At 61.3% G+C, this 1,016-nt stretch carries 1 protein-coding gene; it reads left to right on the forward strand.

The window, feature by feature from the left end:
• Window positions 1-61 precede the first annotated feature (61 nt).
• Window positions 62-1,016, forward strand: a 955-nt coding sequence (locus U1738_RS20240; protein WP_332790837.1) for an IS481 family transposase, incomplete at its 3' end; no start/stop codon positions are given.

A 1,016-nucleotide genomic window follows, 5' to 3' on the forward strand; every position in this document is an offset into this window, starting at 1 on the left:
CTAGGTGTTTGATCCCACGGTTTGATGGTGCGATCCTTTCGTTGGAATGGAAGGAAGCCGTATGGGACAAGTTCGTCATGGGTGCGCCACGACCACGCACGCCGTCCGAGCAGCAATACAGCGATCGCAAGCTTCGCTCGCGACGCTGAGCCGGGAGCTGGGGATCAACCCGAAGACGGTCGCGAAGTGGCGGAAGCGGGCGACGGTCGAGGATTTGAAGACCGGGCCGAAGGCCCCTCATTCTACGACCCTCACCGAGGCGGAGGAGGCCATGGTTGTGGCGTTCCGGTGCCACACCCTGCTGCCGCTCGACGACTGCCTCTACGCCCTGCAGCCGTCGATCCCGCACCTGACACGCTCAGCGCTGCATCGGTGCCTGCAGCGGCACGGCATCTCCCGTCTGCCGGACATCGAGGGCGACAAGCCGAAGCGGCAATCCTTCAAGCGCTACCCCATCGGCTTCTTCCACATGGATATCGCCGAGGTGCAGACCGCCGAAGGCAAGCTGTACCTGTTTGTCGGCATCGACCGCACCAGCAAGTTCGCCGTCACCCAGTTGGTCGACAAGGCTGATCGACGGACGGCGTGGGAGTTCCTTGAACACCTGCTGAAAGCCGTGCCTTACCGCATCCATACGATCTTGACCGACAACGGCATCCAGTTCGCCGAGCAGCCCCGCAACCGCAACACCGCCTGGTCGCGTCAAATGCGCTTCGACATGATCTGCGAGGCAAACGACATCGAGCACCGACTGACGAAGCCGAACCACCCGTGGACCAACGGTCAGGTCGAACGGATGAACCGGACCATCAAAGAGGCAACCGTCAAGCGCTTCCACTACGACAGCCACGACCAGCTTCGGACGCACCTCGCTGACTTCATGGCGGCCTATAATTTTGCCCGCCGGCTGAAGACGCTTAGCGGGCTCACACCCTACGAATACATCGCCAAGATCTGGACGTCAGAGCCAGACCGGTTCATCGTCAATCCGATCCACCAGATGCCGGGACTAAACA

It is taken from the genome of Parasphingomonas caseinilytica (genome assembly GCF_036663755.1).
Classification (GTDB): domain Bacteria; phylum Pseudomonadota; class Alphaproteobacteria; order Sphingomonadales; family Sphingomonadaceae; genus Sphingomonas.